The sequence below is a fragment of the Ruegeria sp. BB1 genome (assembly GCF_056539465.1).
In genome coordinates, this window is record NZ_JBQFVB010000002.1 from 238,689 (window position 1) to 256,046 (window position 17,358).

A 17,358-nucleotide genomic window follows, 5' to 3' on the forward strand; every position below is an offset into this window, starting at 1 on the left:
AAGGCCGGGGCATGGAACCCACTCTATTCGCTTTCATATGGAAACATTCGAAAAAACAACAGCTTGTGCTGCTGTTTCTGACGGTTCTGTCATTCCCGTTCCTCTATGCCTCGCTTGAGTTGCCCAAGCAGATTATCAACGGGGCCATTGGCGCGCCAAGTAATACGGTAACGATCCTGGGATTCTCGGTAACGCAGGTGCAGTATTTGCTGATCCTGTGTTTCGCCTTTTTGGCAACCGTGATTGCCAGCGGGTTGATGAAAATGCGCATCAACACGATGAAGGGCATCCTTGCTGAACGCATGTTGCGCCGTTTGCGGTTCACTTTGATCCATCGCACCATGCGGTTTCCGAAATCCTATTTCGCCACCACCAGTCAGGGTGAGCTGGTGTCGATGATCACCTCTGAGGCCGAACCGATGGGTGGCCTGATGGGCGACGCGATCGCGCAGCCGGTGTTCCAGTTCGGGCAGATGATGACCATCGTCACCTTCCTGTTCATGCAGAGCGTCTGGTTCGGCCTTGCCAGTGTGGCTCTAATCCCTCTACAGGCCTGGCTGATTCCAAAGTTGCAACGCCAGATCAACCTGCTGAACAAGGAACGTATTCAAGAGGTCCGCAACCTCAGTTCAGAAATTGGCGAAAGTGCGGCTGGGATCAGCGATCTGCGCACCAATGGCGGCTGGCGGTATCGGCAGGCGCAGTTCAGTCATCGTTTGGGGCTTTTGTTCGAGATCCGGTTCAAGATCTACAACAAAAAGTTCTTCATGAAGTTCCTCAACAATCTGATCACGCAGATGACGCCGTTCCTGTTCTATTCGGTAGGCGGCTATCTGGCGATCACGGGTGAGGTGACAGTCGGGGCGCTGGTTGCTGCACTTGGGGCCTATAAGGATCTGAGCGGCCCGTGGAAGGACCTGCTGACCTATTACAATCAGGTACAGGACATGTCCCTGCGGTGGGAGGTCGTGACCGAACGCTTTGCGCCTTCAAACATGATCCCTGAAAATCTGTTCGTGGGTGAGCCCGAGACTATTCCGCATCTGACGGGCGATATCGAGTTGCGAAACGTCACCGTGCGCGATGATGACGGCAAGACCATTCTGGAAGATATCGACCTGACCATTCCCAAGGGTGCGCGGGTCGCCATCCAATCGACCCATGCCGCGGAACGAAATGCGCTGGCGCAGGTCCTGACCCGCGAAGTCCTGCCGGTGCAGGGCGACGTGATCATGGCGGGTCACAATCTGAAAGACCTGCATCAGGTCGTGATTGCGGCCCGGATCGGCTATGCCTATTCGCGGCCCTATCTGTTCGACGGCACGCTGGGCGACAATCTGTTAATGCCCCTGCGTCCGCATCCTCAGCATGAGGCCGATGCCGCCGTGGCGCCGACTCGCTGGCAAATCGAAGCTGCCCGCGCTGGAAATCCGACGGATTCGCTGACGGATGAATGGATTGATCCGGGGCTTGCCGGGCTGGACGATGTTGATGACATTCGCGCCTGGTGGTTCCAACTGGTCGAAGCGATGGGTACTGACGAACTTATGCTGCGCCGTACCCTGCGCACACAATTTGATCCCATTTTGCATCCTGATCTGGCGCAGGACGTGGTCAACCTGCGGGGGACGATTGCGGAAAAGCTGCAGGAAAAAGGGCTGGACCAACACGTTTATCGGTTCGACCCGGATCGTTTTAACCCGGCTGTTCCTTTGGGGGGTAACCTGCTCTATGCGACTCCGTCTCGGGATATCACGCCCGAGTCTATGGCGGATGATCGGCGGTTCAAGAACATGCTTGGGATGCATGATCTTGCCGATGACGCCATGTCCATGGCCAGCGCCGTGATGGAAACATTGGATCAGGCCTTTGGCCGCGACGGCACCGATCACCCGCTGTTCCTGCGTCTGGGGATGTCCAAGGACATGTATCACCGTCTGCTCGACATCAAGGATCGGCGTAAGTCGAGAGGAGACAACGGAATTTCCGAGGATGAGCGCGCTTTGCTGCTGACGCTGCCGTTCCTGCTGACGGCTGAGCAGATTGGCCCGGACTTCCCCGAGGAATACAAGGACAAGATTCTGTCAATCCGCAAGGATCAGGCCGAACGGCTGCGTGGGGCGCTGGATGGTATGTTCGTGCCTCTGTCGCCCGACAGCTACATCCCGCGCCTGACGGTGATGGAGAATGCGATTTATGGCCGGGTGTCCCTGATGGCCGGAGCCCATGCCGATGAGATCGAAGATGTCGTTGCTCAGGCCGTGAACGAGGCTGGTCTGCGCCGTCGGGCTGCGTCGACTTTGTACGATCTACCGACCGGGCTGGGCGGAAACAACCTGCCAACCGTGTTTCAAGAGCGCGCGGCGTTTTCCCGCGCGGGGATCAAACGTCCCGATATCCTGATCCTCGACAAGGCATTGGCCAGCCACGATTCCCAAAGCCGTCTGCGCACACGTCTGCGGCTGCGCGAATTGTTGCCCGAGTCGATCATGATCTTCATGGAGGATCATTTTGCGCACCCTGAGGCCTATGACTTGTTCATCGAGATCAAGGATGGTCGGATTGACGGTGTCTCGCGCACCCAAACCCACCACGAAGACGGGGCCTCGGCTGATCTGAGTCGCAAGCTGCAGATCATATCCTCGACCGAGCTGTTTTCGGGGCTGGATGCGCGCAATCAGCGGCTGCTGGCCTTTTCGGCACAATGGTACGAGGCTGCGTCGGGGCAGATGATCTTTTCCCGAGGGCAAGCACCCGACGCGGCGTATCTGTGCATCAAGGGGCAGGCCAATCTGGACTGGACCGATGAAAGCGGTGGCACGCGCACTATATCGATCATTGAACCCGGTCGGTTGATCGGCGATCTGTCAATTATCACCGGCGATGTCCGTCAATTGGATCTGACAGCGGCCACAGATTGTACGTTCCTGCGCATCGGAGCAGAGGAATTGCGCGCTGTGATCGAAAGCGATGCGTCGGTCGCGGTTCAGTTGCTGCAAACCGTTGCCGGGTATCTGACCACGTTGTCCACAAGGATCAACACCATCCAACACGCATCTGAGGTGTTCCCTGAAATCCCACAATCCATCGAAGGTGAAAGCTCTGGCAACAATGCCTGACCCTCACGCATATGCCGCCCATGAGGGGCTTGTGGGCGACGCACGCGCCCGGCCCGAACTGTGGCGCCTCGCGGCGGGTCTGGGTATTGTCCTTGTTCTCTATGTGACGTTGAACGCAGTGTTGTTTGCCTTTGTCGGGCAATTGCTTCAACCAGATCAGGCGCAGGGTCTTTTGCAAGGAACCTCAACGTCGGCCGCGCTGATTCTGCTGTTGAGTTTCGGTTTCCTGACGCTGGGCGTGGCTATCGCCGCCCGTCAAATGCAGCACCGGTCTCTGGCGGCCATCCTTGGCCCGCGCCGCCTGTTATTGCAACAATTCTGGATGGTCCTGCGTGCCTTGGTGATTCTGGGCCTGATCATGGCGGCCCTGCCACCCTATGGTATGGGTGAGACGCTGACGCAAAACCTGGCCCTGTCCACATGGTTGCTTTTGCTGCCAGTGTCGGTGATTGCGGTCCTGATTCAGACCAGCGCCGAAGAAGTGCTGTTTCGCGGCTATATCCAGCAATGCTTGGCGGCTAGATTCCGATCTCCGGCGATCTGGATGGGAGTACCTTCGGTACTGTTCGCAGCAGGGCATTATGCGCCCGGTGTCACCGGCGAGAATGCCCTTCTGGTGGCCATTTGGGCGTGTATTTTCGGCCTGCTGGCGGCGGATTTGACCGCAAGGTCGGGAACATTAGGACCTGCTATTGCATTGCATTTTCTGAACAATGCGGTCGCGCTACTGTTCATTTCGCTGCCTGAAACGTTAAGCGGGTTGGCATTGTATCTGCTGCCTTACGACATGTCCGAAACCGGCTCGTTACGGCAATGGCTGTTCGTTGATTTTGCGGTAATGACTGTCAGCTGGTTAACTGCACGTCTTGCGCTCAGGCGTTGATTGCATTTCTTTCCGTTGCGTCTTATTTGACGTCAATGCCGCAAAACAAGGTTCCGACATGAACTGGATCACAAACTACGTCCGTCCCCGGATCAATTCGATCTTCTCGCGCCGGGAAGTGCCCGAAAACCTTTGGCACAAATGCGATGAATGCGGCACGATGCTGTTCCACCGCGAGCTGGCGGAAAACCAGAATGTATGCACCCAATGTGATCACCACATGGCGATCACCCCGCGGGACCGTTTCGCACACCTGTTTGACGGTGGTATTTTCACCGAGGTCGAAGTTCCCGCACCAACAGCTGACCCGCTGCAATTCCGGGACCAGAAGAAATACCCGGATCGCATGAAAGCAGCTCAGAAAAAGACCGGTGAGTCTGAGGCAATGCTGGTTGCTCGGGGCGAAATCGGGCGCACCCCGATTGTGGCTGCCGCACAGGACTTCTCGTTCATGGGTGGATCGATGGGCATGTATGTCGGCAACGCCATCATCGCCGCCGCACAAGAGGCGGTAAAATTGAAGCGCCCGTTGGTTCTGTTCTCAGCCGCTGGTGGCGCACGGATGCAAGAAGGTATCCTCAGCCTGATGCAGATGCCGCGTACAACCGTGGCCGTTGAGATGCTGAAAGAGGCGAACCTGCCCTATATTGTCGTGCTGACTCATCCCACTACCGGTGGCGTGACCGCATCTTACGCGATGCTGGGCGATGTCCATATTTCGGAACCCAATGCGCTGATCTGTTTTGCAGGGCCGCGCGTGATTGAACAGACCATCCGTGAAAAACTGCCCGAAGGGTTCCAGCGCGCGGAATACCTGCTGGATCATGGCATGTTGGACCGTGTGACCAAACGGACCGAGATGCGTGAGGAACTGATCACCATTACCCGGATGCTGATGAACCAGCCGCCAGCGGTCAAAGGCGATCTTCCCGCGCCTCAGCCCGAAGAGGCCAAGGCCGAAACCCCAGCCGAGGAAACGGTCGAAGAATGACCAGCCCGACATCTGACGTCATCCTCGACCGGATGATGGCGCTGCATCCCAAGATCATTGACCTGACCTTGGATCGTGTCTGGCGTTTGCTGGCAGCTTTGGACAATCCGCAGGTCAAGCTGCCACCGGTGATCCATATCGCCGGAACCAATGGCAAGGGCTCGACCCAGGCGATGATCCGTGCCGGGTTGGAGGGCGCGGGGCTGTCAGTCCACGCCTATACCTCGCCCCACCTCGCGCGGTTTCACGAACGCATCCGATTGGCCGGAGAGCTGATTTCGGAACCCGCTTTGACCGCCGTTCTGGATGAATGCTACGCCGCCAATGATGGCGAAAACATCACTTATTTTGAGATCACGACCTGCGCGGCCCTGCTGGCTTTTGCACGGACGCAGGCAGATTACACGCTGCTTGAGGTCGGCTTGGGTGGCCGTCTGGATGCCACGAATGTCATACACGAACCGGCAGTAACGGTGATCACGCCAGTTTCGATCGACCACGAACAGTTTTTGGGAGATACGCTGGGCAAGATCGCAGCCGAAAAGGCGGGCATCATCAAACCTAGTGTGCCCTGTATCGTCGGCCCGCAACAGGACGAGGCGCTAGAGGTCATCGAATACACCGCCGCACGCCTGGGAGCGCCGCTGCTGGTCCACGGTCAGCACTGGCATGTGCATGAGGAAAACGGGCGCCTGATCTATCAGGACGAAACCGGGTTACGTGATCTGCCATTGCCCAACCTGCTGGGTGCGCATCAAATTCAGAACGCTGGTGCCGCGCTGGCCGTTCTACGGTACCTTGATCTGGGCGACGACGCCTACGAGGCCGCAGTGACCCGTGCCGAATGGCCCGCTCGTATGCAGCGCCTGAAAACCGGTCCCCTGGTCGAGGCTGCGCCACAAGCTGAGCTGTGGCTGGATGGTGGCCACAATACCGCTGCTGGAGTAGCACTGGCGGATGTTTTGACCAAACTGCCAGAGCGCCCGACGCATTTGATCTGCGGAATGCTCAACACTAAAGACGTGACGGGTTACCTCGCACCGCTCGCGAAACAGGCCCAAAGCCTGACCGCAGTATCGATCCCTGGCGAGGCCGCAACGCTGAGTGCCGAAGACACGGCCGCTGCCGCGGCTAAAGTCAACCTAACCGCCACAACCGCCGACAGTGTTGCCGACGCTCTGAAAGCAATTGTCGGGGAAAACTCACAAGCCCGTGTTCTGATCTGCGGTTCGCTGTATCTGGCGGGAAACATCTTGCGCGAAAACGGCTAAATTCTCTGCCCGCAGGGGCTTCATCTGGCCAATAATACCTCGAGGGAGCCACGCAAAGCGCGGCGGGGGCTCAGCCCCCTATTTCCCCCAGTCCTGATCCTGCATTTCCCGCAGTCGCGAGGCAGTGCGTTCAAACTCGAACGTCCCTTCGCCTTCGACATACAACATCTCGGGCTCAGCCGCGGCGGAACAGATCAACCGAACCTTGGCCTCGTACAAGGCGTCAATCAATGTGACGAACCGTTTGGCTTCGTTGAAGTTGTTGCGCGACAAGCGCGGGATGTCCTCTAGCACCAGAACCTTCAACTCATCTGCAATTGCTAGGTAATCCGCCGGGCCTAACATGCGACCACACAGATCGTAGAACGTGGCCCGGGCAACTCCGTTCCGAAAGGCCGGCAGCTCGACCGACCGGCCTTTGACCTGCAAGACTAGCGGTTCCGCCGCACCGCCCGACAAATCGGTCCAGACGTCACGAATGTTCTGCCGTGCCTCGGGTCCGATTGGAGTGAAGTATACCGGTGCGCCCTCCAGCCGGTTTTGGCGGTAATCTGTGGGAGATACCAGCTCCCACACCTGAAGCTGTTCCTTGATGCGGGCGATGAAAGGCAGGAACAACTGCCTATTCAGCCCGTCCTTGTACAAATCGTCAGGGTGCCGGTTTGACGTGGTCACAACCACAACGCCGCCTTCATAAAGCAGGTCGAACAGACGCCCGACGATCATGGCATCGGTGATATCGATAATCTGCATCTCGTCAAAAGCAAGCAGCCTGACCGAATTCACGACCTCTTTCGCCACCGGAGCCAAGGCATCCTCGACCCCATCCTGACGGGCTTTGTGCATGCCGGCATGAATTTCCTGCATGAACGCATGAAAATGCACTCGACGCGCAGGAATATCCTCCAGCGCATCGACAAACATATCCATCAACATGGATTTCCCGCGCCCCACGCCACCCCAAAGATACAACCCCTTGGGCGGGGGCGGAGCCTTGCGGAACAACCCGCGTTTAACCGGGGCGGACAGCGCCGCGCGGATGCGTTCGAAATGGGGTAGGACGGCCTCTTGCGCATCGTCCCGGGTCAGGCTGCCCTCGGCAATGCGGGCGTTGTAAATCGAAATCAGATCCGTCATGGATTCGAGCCATAGCGCCCGCGTTGAGCCTTGAAAAGCGGCCATTTCCCACGACCCATCAAATTTCCTTATCCGTGACCGCAAATCTGCTGATTTGACCGACTGCTCAAATCCACTACCGTCCGTCGAACCGATACCCCCGAGGTCCCTATGTCGCATTCTACGCGCCTGCTGAATCCGATCCTGATCGTAGGATGTATTATCATCACGGTCAGCTTTGCCGTGCGGGCGTCGTTCGGAGTTTTCCAGATTCCAATTGCCACTGAGTTTGGTTGGCTACGCACCGATTTCTCGCTGGCCATCGCGATCCAGAACCTGGCCTGGGGGATTGGACAGCCGATCTTTGCTGCAATGGCTGAAAAGATTGGCGACCGGAAAGCCATCATTCTTGGTGCGTTGACCTATGCGGCTGGTATGGTTCTGTCGGCTTGGTCTGTAACGCCGTTTGGTCATCAAATGTATGCGTGGCTGGTTGGATTTGGCATCGCGGGCACGGGATTTGGTGTCGTACTGGCGGTGGTCGGGCGTGCGTCGTCCGACAAGAACCGCTCGATGTCTTTGGCCATTGTCACGGCGGCGGGCAGTTTCGGACAGGTGATTGGCGCACCGACGGCGGAATGGTTGCTCAGCTTCCTGCCCTGGCAACAGGTGTTTCTTGTCTTTGCAGCTGCGATTCTAGCCCTTGTGCTGACGCTGCCTTTCATGCGCGCACCACAACCGGTCAGCAAGGCCGAACTGGAAGAGAGCATGAGCCAGATTCTGAGCCGTGCGTTCCGCGACCCCTCTTATGCGATGATTTTTCTGGGGTTCTTCAGCTGCGGCTATCAACTGGCGTTCATCACCGCCCATTTCCCAGCCTTCGTGACCGAGATGTGCGGCCCGATCCAACCCGGTGGTGTGCTGCATTCGCTGGGCATCACCACCACCTCGGCCCTGGGGGCTGTGGCAATCTCGCTGGTGGGGCTGGCGAATATTGGTGGCACCTTACTGGCCGGTTGGGCCGGTAATCACTTCCCCAAGAAATACCTGCTGGCGTCGATCTATACCGCCCGCACATTGGCGGCTGCGGTCTTTATCCTCATGCCGATTACACCAATGTCGGTCATCGTATTTTCGATTGTCATGGGCTCGCTCTGGCTGGCGACTGTGCCTCTGACCTCGGGTCTTGTCGCGCATCTGTACGGGCTGCGCTATATGGGTACCCTGTACGGTTTCATCTTCCTCAGCCACCAGATTGGCGGTTTCCTGGGCGTCTGGCTGGGCGGGCGCATGTATGATGTCTATGGCGATTACACGATGGTCTGGTGGATTGGCGTAGCCGTTGGCGCCTTCAGCGCTATAGTTCACCTGCCCATTCGAGAAAACCGCAGCGGAACGGCGGTTCCGGCCTGATCTACTTGGCCTCGTCCGGGGTCAACAGACCTTCGGCCACCAACCTTTCCGCCCAGCCCTGAGGGCCAGTGAAGTGATGCGTCTGCCAGCCCCGCGCGCGTGCAGTTTCGATGTTGTCGATCCGGTCATCGGCAAACAGCAAACTGCTGGGCGGTAGACCACAATCATCCTCGACCATCTCATAAATCGGGGCGTGCGGCTTGACCGCTTTCATCCGGCCCGAGACATATTGCCGGTCAAATTCGTTCAGGAACGGATAAATCGTGGTGGCATAGTCGAAATTCTGCACCCCAAAATTAGTGAGCGCAAAAACTGGAACGCCCTTGGCCCGTAAAGCTCGTTGCAGGCGAACGGAATGCGGGATTTCCGGCGTGGCCAATTCGATCCACTTGTCATGCCACAAGCGGATTTCGTCGCGCCATTCGGGGTATTTCTCAGCCCAATCATAGATCGTATCGGTAAAATGGTGGCCCTGATCAACCAGATCGTTCATCCCGTGCAGATCAACCTCGGCAAACATGGCGCGGCGGCGGTCTTCTCCAATGGCCTTGTCATAGTAACGCTCTGGCTGCCATTCGATCAGAACATTTCCAATGTCGAAAATTACGGCTTCAATCGGCATGTTACGCCCCTGTCAAATTAGTCTCTGCTTGCGCCCGACTGAACCAATCCCGGACAGGACTTTCAAGTCGGAACCGCAGCGCGCAGCGCTGCCCGGCCCAACGGGAGAAGGCGCATCATCGATTCGTCGCCGACGGCGGGAGAGTTACCTGCGCCGCGCTGCGCGCAGTTCACGTTCCAACGCATCCAGAAACCGCGATCGGTCCGCCTTGCCAAAAGGTTTGCCTCCGCCACCAGCCCCCAGCGGATTGGCTGCCCGCAGGTCGGCCATCAGATCGCGCATGGCTAGCTGCTGGCCGATATTGGCTGCCGTAAACGCTTCACCATTTGGGCGCAGCACGCGTGCCCCGGCTTCAACGCATTTGGCGGCCAAAGGGATATCCGAGGTCACCACCACATCCCCAGGCCCACAACGCTCGGCGATCCACTTGTCCGCCTCGTCCGCGCCTTCTGCTACGATGACGACCTGCACCAGGGGATTGGCCGATGGCCGCAACCCACCATTCGAGACCAACGCCATCGGCACCTTGTGGCGTGTCGCCACCCGCTCGGCTTCGGCCTTCACAGGACAGGCATCGCCATCGACATACAGGGTGGTCACGCCTTCTTGGCCTGTTTCTTGGCGGGTTCTGCGGGTTTCTTGCGCACCTTGAACTCTTCGGGGATCGGCATCCGGTTGAACGCGTCCAGACCGGCGATCTTGTAGGCTTCGGCCAAGGTCGGGTAGTTGAACGTGTTCTGCACGAAGTAGTCCACCGTGCCTTTCAGGTTCAGCACCGCCTGCGCGATATGGATTAACTCAGTCGCCCCTTCGCCCACGATCTGCACGCCCAGCACCCGGCGGGTTTTCAGCGAGAACAGCATTTTCAGCATGCCATGCTCCAACCCCATGATATGCCCGCGCGAGGTTTCACGGAATCGTGCGACACCAACCTCATATGGGATGCCGCGTTCCTCCAATTCTTCCTCGGACATACCGCAGGTGGAAATCTCGGGCACCGAATAGATGCCATATGGATACCAAGGGCTTTCTGGCAGTGTGGGGGTGTCCAACGCATGACAGGCCGCGACACGGCCCTGTTGCAACGAAGTTGAGGCCAACGACGGGTGCCCGATCACATCGCCGGTGGCATAGATATGCGGCACAGTGGTCTGATAGGTTTTGCGGTCCACCTTGATGCGGTTGCGATGGTCCGTCTCCAAACCAACTGAGTTCAAATTCAGCGCCGAGGTCGCACCCATGCGCCCGGCCGCAAACAGCAGCATTTCAGCACGGACATGGCGGCCATTATCCAGTGTGACTTCGACATGATCCCCTGTGTCCTCGATCTTTTCCACGGCAGAGCCCAGCCGCAGATCGACGCCGTTTTCGCGAATTTGATGGGTGAAATCGTGGATCAACCGCTTGTCGATGAAATCAAGGAAGGTTTCGCGCGGCTCGATCAGAGTCACGCGTACATCCAGTGCCGAGAACATCGTGGCATATTCAACGCCGATTACCCCCGCGCCGATCACGACAAGCGAGCGCGGAATCTCGGCCATTTCCAGAAAGTCATCGCCGTCGACCACGGTTTTGCCGTTAAAGGGCACGTAATCCGGGCGGTAGGTTTTGGTCCCTGTGGCGATCAGGAACTTGGCTGCAGTCAGGCGCGTGGTTTCACCGGCATCGGTGGCGACCTCAATCTCATGGGGGCCGACGAACCTGGCCAGACCGTTCAGGGTTTCCACGTGGTTGCGGTTGAACTGATGTTCCAGCACGTCAACCTCGTGATCCAGCGTCATGTGCAGACGCGCCTTGAGGTCTTCGGCGCGGATTTGATCCTTGACCCGGTAAGACCGGCCATAAAAACTGCGCTCGCGCCAGCCGGACAGGTTTAGCACCGTTTCGCGCAAGGTTTTCGAGGGGATTGTGCCGGTATGAACCGACACGCCGCCAAATCGGTCTTTGCGGTCAATCACCAGCACACGACGTTTCAGTTTGCCCGCCTGGATTGCCGCGGAACGCCCTGATGGCCCTGACCCGATGATGATCAGGTCATAGTCAAATTTGCTCATCCGTCAGTCCCCGTACAGCGCTTCGGCGTGGAAGGTGATGTGGTCTTCCATGAAGGTCGATACAAAGAAATACGAGTGATCATAGCCCGGCTGTAAACGATAGGTTGCCTGCTGGCGTCGTTCCGCGATGGCTGTCGCCAGCGCCTCGGGACGCAGTAGGTCGATGAACTGATCATTTGCACCGGTGTCGATCAGGATCGGTCCGTCAAAGCCAACCTCTTTCATCATCAGCGAGGCATCGTGCTTGGCCCAAGTGGCTTCGTCATTACCCAGATAGGCGCTCAGCTGTTTGCGCCCCCAATCCGCGCCGGTCGGGTTCGAAATCGGCGCGAAGGCCGAAACCGACCGAAACCGACCTGGCAAGTTCATCGCCAGGGTCAGCGCCCCGTGGCCACCCATTGAATGACCAGTGATCGCTTGACGATCCATGTCGATGGCGAAGTTTTCTGCCAACAGGTTCGGCAGTTCCTCGGCCACGTAGTTCCACATGTTAAAATGCGGTGCCCATGGGGTTTGTGTTGCATTCACATAGAACCCGGCACCCTGGCCCAGATCATAGTCATCGTGATCGGCCACGCCTTCACCCCGTGGAGAGGTGTCGGGGAATACAACGGCAATGCCTTGTTCGGCTGCCCAGGCCTGCGCACCAGCCTTGGTCATGGCGTTTTCGTGGGTGCAGGTCAGGCCAGACAGATACCACAGGACGGGAACCGGGCCGTCCTTTGCTTCGGCAGGTAGAAACAGACCAAAGGTCATGTCGCATTGGCAGGCTGGTGACGCATGGCGGTAGACGCCCTGCACGCCACCGAAACAGGCGTTTTCCGAAAGGGTTTCCATCTGGCAGAGTCCTTAAATTTAGATCGCGTTATGGCTAACGATCCAGGGACGCCGCGTAAAGGCCGCACGACTTCGGCGCGCGTTTTTTTGAATGCTTTGGCTCAGAGCGTCCCAACCCAGGCGATGACCACCGGCACGGTCAGGATACTGACCGCAGTCGACAGCAGGATCGCTGCTGAGGCCCGGTGCGGGGCCACACGGTAGTGGGCCGCCAGCATGTAAACATTTCCGGCCACCGGCAGCGCCGCTGCCGCAATTGCGACCGTGGCGGAAAAGGCATCGACTGGCATCAACCACAGCAGCACCACGGCCACACAAGCCGGGTGAATGACCAACTTGCAAAAACTCAGCCATGCCGCAACCTGAATGCGTTCGGCGGACTTGGACGCCAAAGAGGCCCCAATTGCAAACAAAGCCCCCGGTGTGGCCGCCCCGCCCAGAATGGTCAGAAAATCATTGAGTGCCGCCGGAACCGGCACTTGCACAGCCGACCACAGAAGCCCTGCGGAAATCGAAACGATCATTGGGTTCTTCAACAATCCCAACCCAATCAGGCGCAACGTTGCCGGGGTCAGCCGTCCGTCGCGCCCCGCGTTGATCAAAATCACGATCAAGGACGAAAACACCACCAGATCAACGGTCAGAACCAGCATGACCGGCCCAATGGCGGCCTCGGACAACAACAGCGCCAGCATCGGTAGTCCCAGAAAGCCGACATTTCCGATGGCAGCACATTGGGCCTCGACCGCCGCGGTAGGAATATCAAGCCTGCGAACCCAGGCCACTCCAGTTGCCAGACCATACACGGCGAGAGTTCCCAGCAGATAGCCCGCCATCAGCCGCCCGTTGAAAATGTCGGCAAAGGGCAGGGTGGCGGCAAAGCGAAACAGCATCGCCGACAGTGCGAAATAGAACACGAACTTTGTCAGATAGGCTGTCGCGTCTTCGGTGAAAAAGCGGCTGCGCCCGGCCCAGTATCCCAGGCCGATGATTGCAAAAAACGGAAGCGTGCGCAGAAATATTTCGACCATGCCCAAAGTGTTAGCATCGTTTGACCGCGCAGCAAGCCTTGAACGACAACGACCGGAAGCCGCGGGTTTGCGGGGCAAAACATTCAGAATTCACATTCCGTTACGCAACGGGACAACGCGAATCGTTGTATCTGTACTGATCGGTTTATAGTTTGAGGGGAACACTAACCCTAGGAGAGCTCATGACTCAGACAGCCGCCATCCTTCGCACGGGCCGCAAATTCGATCAGGTTTTGCGCGGAGCCCGAGAAGTTTTCATGGCGGATGGGTTCGAAGGTGCCAGCGTCGATGACATCGCGCGGGCGGCGGGCGTCTCCAAGGCGACGCTCTACAGCTATTTCCCCGACAAGCGTCTGCTGTTCATGGAAGTCGCCCAGACCGAATGCAAGCGTATGGCTGAAAGAGTCATTTCGATGATCGACGACTCCAAACCTGCGCGCGAAGTGTTGACGATCACGGCGACGCAGCTAACCGCATTTCTAGTGTCCGATTTCGCGCAGCAGGTGTTTCGTATCTGCGTGGCCGAGCGGGATCGGTTCCCTGAATTGGGCCAGGCGTTTTACGAATCCGGACCTCAGAATGGCCAGCGTCATATGGTCGAATATTTGGAAAAGGCCGTTCAAAAAGGCGAATTGGTTATCGAAGATGTTCAGATTGCAGCCGAACAGTTCTCAGAACTGTGCAAGGTTCGCTTCTGGACCAAAGCCGCGTTGGGCATCCAGACCAATTTCAAACAATCCGAGATTGATGAGATCGCGTTGCACGCAGTGGACATGTTCATGGCGCGTTACGGCGTCTGACACTTAAGCACGCATTGATACTGGTTGGATCGGGACAACGATCTCAGAAATGCCTGCGCCCAAGTCTCGGACGCAGGCGTCTAAAATCACTCGATAAAGGTCTTGGCCAACCGGTCGCTTATGGGTTGCGACAGATAGCTTATGACGGCGCGTTCGCCGGTATTGACGAACAAATCTGCGGGCATGCCGGGCACCAGTTCCAATGCGGCCACGTCTCGCGGTTGTTCGGCATTCAGCTTTACCCGCGCCTTGTAATAGGCTTCGCCGGTGCGTTCATCCTCAAGCGCATCGGCTGAGATGTCGAAGATATGCCCCACAGCTTCGGGCACGTCCGCTTGCGCAAAGGCCGACAGGCGGATGCGCGTGGATTGACCGATCCGCAGCTTATCAATGTCGCCGGTCTTGACTCGTGCCTCGACGATCAGGGCTTGATCGGCTGGGACGATATCCATGATCGGCGCACCCGGGCGGATCACCCCGCCATTGGTTGACACTTCCAAATTCACAACGCGTCCGCTGGTCGGGGCCAGAACCTGTGTTCGCTTCAGGCGTGCCAGCGTGCCCGCGAATTGCGGTCGAACCAGATCAAGCTGGGCCTCAACAACAGCCAGCTCCCCGGCGAGGACCTCATCGCGTAGTTTTTGCTGGCTGAGCAGGGACAGCTCCAACTCTTGCACTTGATCTTCGGCCTGGGCGATCTGGGTGCGCAATGATGCGTCAACGCCAGCCAGCCGTTCCAACTCGATCTGCCGTGCGCTGACCCGCGTGACGGCGACCAGACCCTTATTCAACAGCGTCTCTAAGTTGGACAACTCAACCCGCGTGATCTTGATCTGGTTCCGGGCCGCGCGGCGCTGTTCATCCAGACCCGTGACCTGGTTGCGTAGGCCCGCGATACGTTGCGCGTTGATCTGCGCTTCGGTCCGGCGGGCACGGGCTTCGGCGTCAAATAGTTGTTTCTGGGTCAGGTAAGGCGACACCCAATGCAGGCGGTCCATTCCTTCGCGGAATCCCGCCAGGGCGGTGGTTTCTTCAAATTGGCTCTGCCCGCTCATTTGCGCCAGCAGGCGCGCGCGGCGAACCGACAGCTCACCCAACTGGCTACCCTGAACGCTAAGATCCACGTTAATCTCGGTGCTGTCGAGCTGAACCAGAGGCTGCCCTGCCTGCACAAATTGGCCGTCTGTGACCAGGATCGACTGAATTATGCCGCCGTCCAGATGTTCGACCGTTTTGCGTTGGCCCTCTACCACAAAGGATGCGGGTGCAACCACGGCACCATCGAGTTTCGAGGCAAAGGCCCAATAGGCGCTACCACCGACGAATACCGCCAGGGTGAACAGGCCGAACAGGACATAGCGGGCGACGCCAGGGGAACTGTCCGAAATCTCTTTCAGCTGTGCGTCGTGAAATCCCACGGCAGTGCGAGGGGCTGAGTATTTGACCAGGTCAGTCATTGGGCCGCTCCTGTGATCTGAGTTTCATCCACCCGGCTGGGTGCCGGCTGTGTTGGTTTGTCCAGAACGTTGCGGCGATTGACTTTCAGAACGTCCTGCTTGTCGCCGAACTGGGTTTGATTGCCATTGCGCAACACCATCACCTTGTTCGCCGCCTGCAGCGTGGCTGGGCGATGCGTCATGACAATGGCAATCCCGCCGCGTTCCTGCACGGCCAGCAAAGCGTCGCGCAGGGCCTGTTCGCCCTCGGCGTCCAGATCCGAGTTGGGTTCATCCAAAACCAGAACAAACGGATCACCGTATAGCGCACGTGCCAGAGCCAGCCTCTGACGCTGACCGCCGGACAGGAAAAAACCGCGGCCAAGCCTGGTTTCGTACCCGTCGGGCAAACCGCTGACCAGTTCGTGAACCCCTGCTTCGCGCGCGGCACGCAGGACCTCGGCATCGTCGATCGCGGTGGAGAACCGGGCAATGTTTTCGCGGATTGTGCCATCGAACAGCTGGACATCCTGTGGCAGGTATCCGATCTGTTTGCCCAAGTCTTCGGGATTCCATTTCGACATCGGGCTGCCGTCCAGCAGGACCTCGCCCCGTTGCGGATGCCAGATGCCCGCAAGCATCTTGCTCAGCGTGGTCTTGCCCGAACCACTCTGGCCAATCACTGCCAGAACGTCCCCGGCCGTGAGGCTGAAATCAATCGCCCGGATGGTGGCATTGATCGCAAGCGGAGGGCCTGCCTGAGCGATGCGGACGTCCATCGATTTGAACGCACGCGGCAAGTTCAGGTTTTGAGGCGCCTCGGCAAAATCTTCGGTCAATTGTTTGATTTTGCTATAGGACCCGCGTGCAGCCAGAAAAGTGCGCCACTGCCCGATCAACTGATCAATCGGAGCAAGCGCTCGGGCCAGAACAATCGTGGCAGCAATCATGACGCCTGCGGTGGACTCGCCGATCACGGCCAGTGCCGCACCCATCCCCAGAACCGCTGATTGCAGGCCCATACGTATGGTCTTGGACAATACGGAAAAGCTGGCCACCCGATCAGCGGCGCGGGTTTTGTGTTGATGCGCGTCAGTTTGCAGCGCGGTCCAGCGGCGTACCAGATCGGATTTCATACCCAGCGCATGGACCAGTTCGGCATTCCTGTCGCTGATCTTGAACAGCGCATCCGACCGCCCTCGTGCCTGCGCGGCCTGCTGCATCGGACCTCGGGATCGGGCGTTGTTGATCAGCGCCATCAATGTCAAGGTCAGCGCTCCGGCCAGACCCAACAAACCCAGAAACGGGTGCAGCACATAAAGAACCATCAGATAGATGGGTATCCACGGAGCATCGAAAAAGGCGGTCAGGGTGGTGCCGGAAATGAATTCGCGGAACCCGTTCACATCCTCGACCAGGTTTTCGCCTGCCTCAGCTTCTCCTTGGACCCGGCGGCGCATGGCGGCCCCCAGGACGGGCGCGCCGACGCTGAGTTCGAACCGGGCGGCCAAGCGGCCCAGAATGCGCATCCGCATCAGGTCGAGGCACGCAATGACGATGAATACCCCCGCCAGCAGCACGGACAAGGCGATCAATGTGTCTATGTTCTGGCTGGTCAGAACCCGGTCATAGACCTGCAGCATGTATAGCGGCCCGGCCAGCATCAAGAGGTTCAGGAACAGGCTGAAGATCGCAACCGCAACAAAGCCTTTGCGCAGCGATCCCCAGGCGGTTTTGACGGGATTGGAATTCTGGAACATCGGATAGCCCTTTCCGGTTTGGCAA

Annotated in this window: 14 protein-coding genes; 6 read left to right on the forward strand and 8 right to left on the reverse strand. The window is 58.2% G+C overall.

Annotation, left to right across the window (positions count from 1 at the left end; translation table 11 throughout):
- Window positions 1–11 precede the first annotated feature (11 nt).
- Genes ACR0AL_RS08845 through ACR0AL_RS08860 form a run of 4 tightly spaced genes read left to right on the forward strand, consistent with a single transcriptional unit; the run spans window position 12 to window position 6,264 of the window.
- Window positions 12–3,119: an ABC transporter transmembrane domain-containing protein gene (locus ACR0AL_RS08845; RefSeq protein WP_170350042.1), complete on the forward strand. Its 3,108-nt coding sequence runs from the start codon at window positions 12–14 to the stop codon at window positions 3,117–3,119.
- Window positions 3,112–4,002: a CPBP family intramembrane glutamic endopeptidase gene (locus ACR0AL_RS08850; RefSeq protein ID WP_170361657.1), complete on the forward strand. Its 891-nt coding sequence runs from the start codon at window positions 3,112–3,114 to the stop codon at window positions 4,000–4,002. The genes ACR0AL_RS08845 and ACR0AL_RS08850 overlap by 8 nt, the downstream gene beginning before the upstream one ends.
- Before the next feature lie 58 nt (window positions 4,003–4,060).
- Window positions 4,061–4,993, forward strand: coding sequence for an acetyl-CoA carboxylase, carboxyltransferase subunit beta (accD, locus tag ACR0AL_RS08855; protein ID WP_170350044.1), 933 nt, complete (start codon window positions 4,061–4,063; stop codon window positions 4,991–4,993).
- On the forward strand, window positions 4,990–6,264 hold the full coding sequence (locus ACR0AL_RS08860; protein WP_480647412.1) for a bifunctional folylpolyglutamate synthase/dihydrofolate synthase: 1,275 nt from the start codon (window positions 4,990–4,992) through the stop codon (window positions 6,262–6,264). Before accD ends, ACR0AL_RS08860 begins: the two co-directional genes overlap by 4 nt.
- Window positions 6,265–6,342: 78 nt before the next feature.
- On the opposite strand, the gene zapE is transcribed toward ACR0AL_RS08860, so the two are convergent.
- Entirely contained in the window at window positions 6,343–7,401 is a 1,059-nt protein-coding gene (gene zapE, locus ACR0AL_RS08865) for a cell division protein ZapE (RefSeq protein ID WP_170376859.1), read from the reverse strand.
- Between the two features lie 150 nt (window positions 7,402–7,551).
- Between zapE and ACR0AL_RS08870 the strand changes: the two genes are divergently transcribed.
- Window positions 7,552–8,793 carry an MFS transporter gene (locus ACR0AL_RS08870; protein WP_170376857.1) on the forward strand — a complete coding sequence of 414 codons (1,242 nt, stop codon included), beginning with the start codon at window positions 7,552–7,554 and terminating at the stop codon, window positions 8,791–8,793.
- Between the two features lies 1 nt (window position 8,794).
- Here the strand turns inward: ACR0AL_RS08870 and ACR0AL_RS08875 are convergent, their stop codons facing one another.
- From ACR0AL_RS08875 to ACR0AL_RS08895, 5 genes are all read right to left on the reverse strand, one after another.
- On the reverse strand, window positions 8,795–9,415 hold the full coding sequence (locus tag ACR0AL_RS08875; RefSeq protein WP_170350048.1) for an HAD family hydrolase: 621 nt from the start codon (window positions 9,413–9,415) through the stop codon (window positions 8,795–8,797).
- Window positions 9,416–9,559: 144 nt separating this feature from the next.
- Window positions 9,560–10,015 carry a YaiI/YqxD family protein gene (locus ACR0AL_RS08880; RefSeq protein ID WP_170350049.1) on the reverse strand — a complete coding sequence of 152 codons (456 nt, stop codon included), beginning with the start codon at window positions 10,013–10,015 and terminating at the stop codon, window positions 9,560–9,562.
- A complete protein-coding gene (gene sthA / locus ACR0AL_RS08885) occupies window positions 10,012–11,469 on the reverse strand; it encodes a Si-specific NAD(P)(+) transhydrogenase (RefSeq protein ID WP_170350050.1) in 1,458 nt (485 codons plus the stop codon). Before sthA ends, ACR0AL_RS08880 begins: the two co-directional genes overlap by 4 nt.
- 3 nt (window positions 11,470–11,472) lie before the next feature.
- Window positions 11,473–12,306: an S-formylglutathione hydrolase gene (gene fghA / locus ACR0AL_RS08890; RefSeq protein ID WP_170361673.1), complete on the reverse strand. Its 834-nt coding sequence runs from the start codon at window positions 12,304–12,306 to the stop codon at window positions 11,473–11,475.
- Window positions 12,307–12,407: 101 nt separating this feature from the next.
- Window positions 12,408–13,337, reverse strand: a complete 930-nt coding sequence (locus ACR0AL_RS08895; protein WP_170350052.1) for an AEC family transporter — start codon at window positions 13,335–13,337, stop codon at window positions 12,408–12,410.
- Between the two features lie 182 nt (window positions 13,338–13,519).
- Between ACR0AL_RS08895 and ACR0AL_RS08900 the strand changes: the two genes are divergently transcribed.
- Window positions 13,520–14,137, forward strand: coding sequence for a TetR/AcrR family transcriptional regulator (locus ACR0AL_RS08900; protein ID WP_170350053.1), 618 nt, complete (start codon window positions 13,520–13,522; stop codon window positions 14,135–14,137).
- A gap of 86 nt (window positions 14,138–14,223) precedes the next feature.
- On the opposite strand, the gene ACR0AL_RS08905 is transcribed toward ACR0AL_RS08900, so the two are convergent.
- Both ACR0AL_RS08905 and ACR0AL_RS08910 read right to left on the reverse strand, forming a co-directional pair.
- Window positions 14,224–15,594 carry an HlyD family type I secretion periplasmic adaptor subunit gene (locus tag ACR0AL_RS08905; protein WP_480662706.1) on the reverse strand — a complete coding sequence of 457 codons (1,371 nt, stop codon included), beginning with the start codon at window positions 15,592–15,594 and terminating at the stop codon, window positions 14,224–14,226.
- Window positions 15,591–17,333: a type I secretion system permease/ATPase gene (locus ACR0AL_RS08910; protein WP_480662708.1), complete on the reverse strand. Its 1,743-nt coding sequence runs from the start codon at window positions 17,331–17,333 to the stop codon at window positions 15,591–15,593. Before ACR0AL_RS08910 ends, ACR0AL_RS08905 begins: the two co-directional genes overlap by 4 nt.
- Window positions 17,334–17,358: the final 25 nt, after the last annotated feature.